Origin of the sequence: Aquidulcibacter sp., from assembly GCF_049239865.1 — a bacterium.
Lineage (GTDB): Bacteria > Pseudomonadota > Alphaproteobacteria > Caulobacterales > Aquidulcibacteraceae > Aquidulcibacter.
The window spans coordinates 1-4,671 of record NZ_JBMLTR010000173.1 but is presented as its reverse complement, the minus strand read 5'-3'; the positions used below and the strand labels follow the sequence as shown (position 1 = coordinate 4,671).

General features: G+C 56.6%; 6 protein-coding genes. 3 read left to right on the top strand and 3 right to left on the bottom strand.

The features are described 5' to 3' along the window. Positions 1-248 precede the first annotated feature (248 nt). Positions 249-1,382, top strand: coding sequence for a GNAT family N-acetyltransferase (locus tag ACOVRA_RS12045; RefSeq protein WP_421720500.1), 1,134 nt, complete (start codon positions 249-251; stop codon positions 1,380-1,382). Continuing rightward, entirely contained in the window at positions 1,375-2,304 is a 930-nt protein-coding gene (locus ACOVRA_RS12040) for a hypothetical protein (protein WP_421720499.1), read from the top strand. The genes ACOVRA_RS12045 and ACOVRA_RS12040 overlap by 8 nt, the downstream gene beginning before the upstream one ends. A 6-nt stretch (positions 2,305-2,310) precedes the next feature. On the opposite strand, the gene ACOVRA_RS12035 is transcribed toward ACOVRA_RS12040, so the two are convergent. Next, complete coding sequence (locus ACOVRA_RS12035) at positions 2,311-3,213, bottom strand: alpha/beta hydrolase (protein ID WP_421720498.1); 903 nt, start codon at positions 3,211-3,213, stop codon at positions 2,311-2,313. A gap of 203 nt (positions 3,214-3,416) precedes the next feature. On the opposite strand from ACOVRA_RS12035, the gene ACOVRA_RS12030 reads away from it, so the two are divergent. After that, entirely contained in the window at positions 3,417-3,620 is a 204-nt protein-coding gene (locus ACOVRA_RS12030) for a cold-shock protein (RefSeq protein ID WP_290806318.1), read from the top strand. Positions 3,621-3,687: 67 nt separating this feature from the next. Here the strand turns inward: ACOVRA_RS12030 and arfB are convergent, their stop codons facing one another. Beyond that, entirely contained in the window at positions 3,688-4,107 is a 420-nt protein-coding gene (gene arfB / locus ACOVRA_RS12025) for an alternative ribosome rescue aminoacyl-tRNA hydrolase ArfB (RefSeq protein WP_421720497.1), read from the bottom strand. Between the two features lie 9 nt (positions 4,108-4,116). Continuing rightward, the coding region (locus ACOVRA_RS12020) for a TIGR02466 family protein (RefSeq protein ID WP_421720496.1) at positions 4,117-4,671 on the bottom strand (555 nt) is incomplete at its 5' end.

Here is a 4,671-nt window from a genome sequence, read left to right as displayed (position 1 = left end):
CACGCGCCCCGGCCCCTCTTTATGGTGCACCCTCGCAAGGTTTTCCTTGGCGGGGCTATGGGTGTTGGTGAAGGGGTGCTTCCGCAAACTCACAAAGGTCCCCGCGCTCCGCTCCGCTTCGGCGGGGATGACAAGGTGGGGGACAAATCGCCCCGATCATCACAGTTCCGTCAACGTAATCCTAGGATTTACATGGTAACGGTCCCGCATGTCTCAGCCAGTTTGTTTGCTGAAGGACGGAGTTTCGCGTGAAAATTAGCACCATCTCTGCCGAGGCGTTGACGATAGGTCAGATTGCGCGTTGGGCTGCCCTTCAGGCAGAGACGAAAGAGTTTGGTTCACCCTTGGTGGGCCCTTATTTTGCGCAATTGATTCAGCGCCATCGCGGTGATGTGCATGTGGCGATTGCTGAACAAGACGGTCGTGACGTCGCTTTCTTTGCTTTCCATCGGGCCAGCCACGGCTATGCCCGCCCCGTCGGTGCGCCTTTCTCGGATTATCACGCCATCGTCAGCGAGCCGGGCTTGGAGCTCGATGGCACAGCATTTCTAGCAGAAGCTGGCATTGAGCGTATGGCTGTCTCGGGCCTGATGGACCCACATGGCTTGTTTGCCACGGCAGCCCTCGAGCCGACCTTAGGCTATCGGATCAGCGTGAAAGATGGCGGAGCTGCCAAACTGGAACGCCTGCGGCAGGCCAATCCCAAATGGGCGAAGAATTTGCGGCGTCTTGCCAATAAAATGGACCGCGAGTTGGGCCCGATCCGCTTTGTGACCGGTGATACCTCGCCTACGGCGTTGGAAGCTGTTCTGAGCCTTAAGGTCGAGCAGTATCATGAGTCAGGGCTAACCGATGTCCTGCGCCCGAACTGGGTGAAGGCGATGATGCAGGACTTGTTTACCCGCACCGATCCCAATTTTGGTGGCTGTCTGATCACGCTTTATGCAGGCGATTACATGGTGTCCGGCCAATTTGGCGTGCGCCAAGGTGGCTGGTTCCATCCGTGGATCGCCTCGTCCTGCCCGAAGGCGCACCCTTATTCGCCCGGTATCGTCTTCCTCGGCCAAATGATCCGCTATGCCGAAGACATTGGCATCGAGACGATTGATCTTGCCCAAGGGCATAGCCATTACAAATCGCAATTTTCTCGTAATCCGGTGACGGTTCAAACTGGCCAAGTCGGGCGGCGAGCTATTCCAGCCTCTGCGGTCAAATCAGGCCCAATCGGCATGATCCAAAAGCGCCTAGACCTCATCGCAAGTGTAGAACCTGACTTGGCAGGGCGTTTGCATGCGGGCTGGGCTGCGGTTACTTCTGCGCCTCGCCGTCTCATGGCGCGCGGCAAAGCGCAACAAACGGATAGAGTTTCAACGGATGACTAAACCAGCTTCAATTGTTTCTTGGCCTGCTGATGTGTCTCAACGCTTTGGGCGTGAGACCCTTGTGGTGCCCCATGATTTGCACACAAGGCCGATGTTCTCCGACGCTGGTCTCGAAAAACTCTTGGACACCTATCCCCGCGACAAGCTGGGGGTCTTCACCATGGGCTACGATCCCGTGGACTGGCAGTCCTGGCGCGTCGGTAAAGCTGGCGACATGAGTGGCGCTGAGCTGATGCAAGCCGTTGATGAAGGCCGGATTTGGTTGAATCTGCGCGCTGCTAACGCGCATTTGCCCGAATATGCCGCTTTGTGTGACGAGATTTTCGCCGACAAAGAAGCCCATGTCTCGGGCCTGAAGACGATGAAGCGCGACCTTGGCGTACTGATTTCTTCGCCCAATGCGCAGGTCTTCTATCATCTGGACTCGCCGCTTGTGTCGCTCTGGCAAATTCGTGGCACAAAGCATGTGCGCGTTTATCCGCCAAAGGCACCATTTGCGCGGCCAGAACAAATTGAGGCGGTCGTCTTACGCGAGACAGATGAGCAAATTCCGTTCGATCTGGCTTGGGACCAAGATGCGCAAGATGTGACTTTAGAACCCGGCATGATGGTGACCTGGGCGCAAAACGCCCCCCATCGCATCGTCAATGGGCCGATGGTCAATGTGTCGCTATCAGTTGAGTTTATGACACCGGCTGCGCTTCTGCGCGCGAATGTCATTTATGCCAACGGGGTTCTGCGCCGCCGGCTACAGATGCAGCCCGAAATTCAAGCCGGTCTTGATCCAAGGGCACTCGGCAAACTGGCTTTGGCGCGAGCCTTTAAGGCCATCCAAATCCAAAAGGCGCATGAGCATAAATTGACGCCCAGCTTTGACTTGCGCGAAGCCATCCCAGGTGTACGCGAAAAAGTCGACGCCTAGCGGCACCTATTTGGCGGTTAGGAAGCGGTAGGCACCCTCAAACTCACGGGCCCAAAAGCCTTCTGAGTGTGTGCCGTCCGCGACAATGCGCGAGCGCACGTCACGGTCTGGTCGATAACCCACGGCAACAAGGGCCTCGACCATGGCAGGCTGATCCTTGGCGAAAATGCCTTTGGGTTCATCACCCACCTGCTCATCGCGGCCACTGACCAGAAAAACTCGTCCGCCGCGCCGATAGGGCTTTTTCTCACGGGCTAGCTGGTCCAAGCGCGGTTCCAGCCACAAAGGCGTAGAAAAGGCTCCAATTCGGCCAAACACATCTGGCCGCATCATACCCGCATAGAGCGCGAGCGTCGCGCCCGAGCTTGCGCCCATGATAATGGTATGGGCGGGATCTTTCTTGGTGCGAAAGCGCCGATCAATCAGGGGCTTCAAGGTGTCGATCAGAAAGCTGAGATAAGCATCGGCTTGGCCGGGTTGGCCAGACCAAGGCAGGCGGGGATGATATTCTGCCGTGCGGTTCTCGCCGCCATTGTCGATCCCCACGACGATCGCGCCAGTATCGCCAGCGGCCGCCAGTCGATTGAGTGTCTCATCGACCTGCCATTCCCCCGCATAAGAAGTTGCGCGGTCAAATAGGTTCTGGCCATCTTGCACATAAATCACGGGATAGCGGCGGTGAGAGCTTTGATAATCGGGCGGTAAATAGAGCCAAATCCGCCGCTTGCGCCCTAAACTAGGCATAGCCATGGCTTCATCCAGAATCGTTACATTGGCACTGCGTGTGCTTTTTTCTGCTTGCCCAAGTGCAATCGATGGCATGGCGAGAAGTGCGGCAAAGCCACCTCCGATCACCTGCCGTCGACAGAGCTTATCAACGTAAGTTGATCCATGCGTCCTGTGTTTCATTTGTTAGATCGCCATTCCTGTGCTAGTTACTCGCCTGATCGACGAAACTGGTACTGCCGTCGCATGGTCTTTTTTGCCCGCTTTTGCAAGAAAGATCGTGCCTGCTTCCATTCTTCTAAGACGCCGAATGCTGTGCCGGATAACGCACGGTCACTGTGGCTGTAAGCATGCGAAGCGGCCAAACTATGAGAAAGGGTCCCTCAATGGCGACCGGAGTTGTTAAGTGGTTCAACGCAACCAAGGGCTATGGCTTTATTCAACCTGATGCAGGTGGTGGCGACGTGTTCGTTCACATCAGCGCCGTTGAACAGTCTGGCTTGAACGGCCTGAACGATGGCCAAAAAGTCAGTTTTGAACTGAAGACCGAGCGCGGCAAGACCGCTGCGACGGAATTGCAATTGATCTAATCATTCTGCAAGCAGTTGCTGAAGAGGGCAGGGGCGGATGCTCCTGCCCTTTTTTGTTGGCAGAAGCTTAGTCCTCACCCACACGGCCACGCAGCTTTTTAACGGTGCTGCGAATGGCCTTGCCCTCCAGCCGCTTCTCGCGCGCAGCTCGGGTTGGCCGGGTCTTTTTGCGCGGTGGCGGCGGTGGCACGCTGGCGCGGTCAATCAGGCCTTGCAGACGTTCGCGCGCATCTTGGCGGTTGCGATCTTGGGTACGAAAGGTCTGTGCCAGCAGCACAATGACCCCGTCCTTGGTCGCCCTTGATCCCGCTAACTTAATCAGGCGATCGCGCACATCCTCTGGAAAGGATAGGCTGGCCGCCGCATCAAAGCGCAATTCAACCGCGGTTGAAACCTTATTGACGTTCTGACCGCCAGGGCCTGAAGCGCGCACAAAGCTCTCGCTGATTTCATCCTCGTCAAAGGGGTAAAGGGTCGGCGGACTCATGGGCAGGCCCTAGACCCAAGCATAGTTAAAGCTGATCGACACTCGCTTGGACTTAGCGCGATTGAGCACCACTTCATGGCGCAACCAGCTTTCCCACAAGATCACTTCGCCTTCTTCCGGGCGCAAAAATACAAAGGGCTGCAAATCTTGCGCGGCATTGGCCAAGCGCGTGGGCGCGGCCATCATCATGGCAAGGCGAGGGTCTTCGAGCTTTAAAGCGGAAGCCCCATCTGGCAGCGTGACATAGAAGGTCCCCGAGATCACGCTATGGGGGTGGATGTGGCCGGTATGCACGCCACCTGGTGGCAGCACATTGACCCACAGACTATCAAGCTTGAGCTTGCCGCCAGCCAGATCAAAACCAACTTCTTGCGCGAAAGCAGAGGCATGTTTGTCGAGCAGGCGCTTTAAGTCACCAAAGGCGCTGATCCTTGTCGGCAAGTCATTCAGCGAGGCATAGGACGTATAGCCCTTATAGCCATTATCGCGACACCAACGTCGCCCTGCCGCATCCTCTTGCTCCAGCATGTCGCAGGCTTCGGCCAAATCTTGGCGCAAGTCATC

Bases quoted from the DNA above. Each gene is read 5' to 3' on its own strand.
- ACOVRA_RS12040 (WP_421720499.1), top strand. From the start codon at position 1,375: ATGACTAAACCAGCTTCAATTGTTTCTTGGCCTGCTGATGTGTCTCAA.
- ACOVRA_RS12035 (WP_421720498.1), bottom strand. From the start codon at position 3,213: ATGAAACACAGGACGCATGGATCAACTTACGTTGATAAGCTCTGTCGA.
- ACOVRA_RS12030 (WP_290806318.1), top strand. From the start codon at position 3,417: ATGGCGACCGGAGTTGTTAAGTGGTTCAACGCAACCAAGGGCTATGGC.
- arfB (WP_421720497.1), bottom strand. From the start codon at position 4,107: ATGAGTCCGCCGACCCTTTACCCCTTTGACGAGGATGAAATCAGCGAG.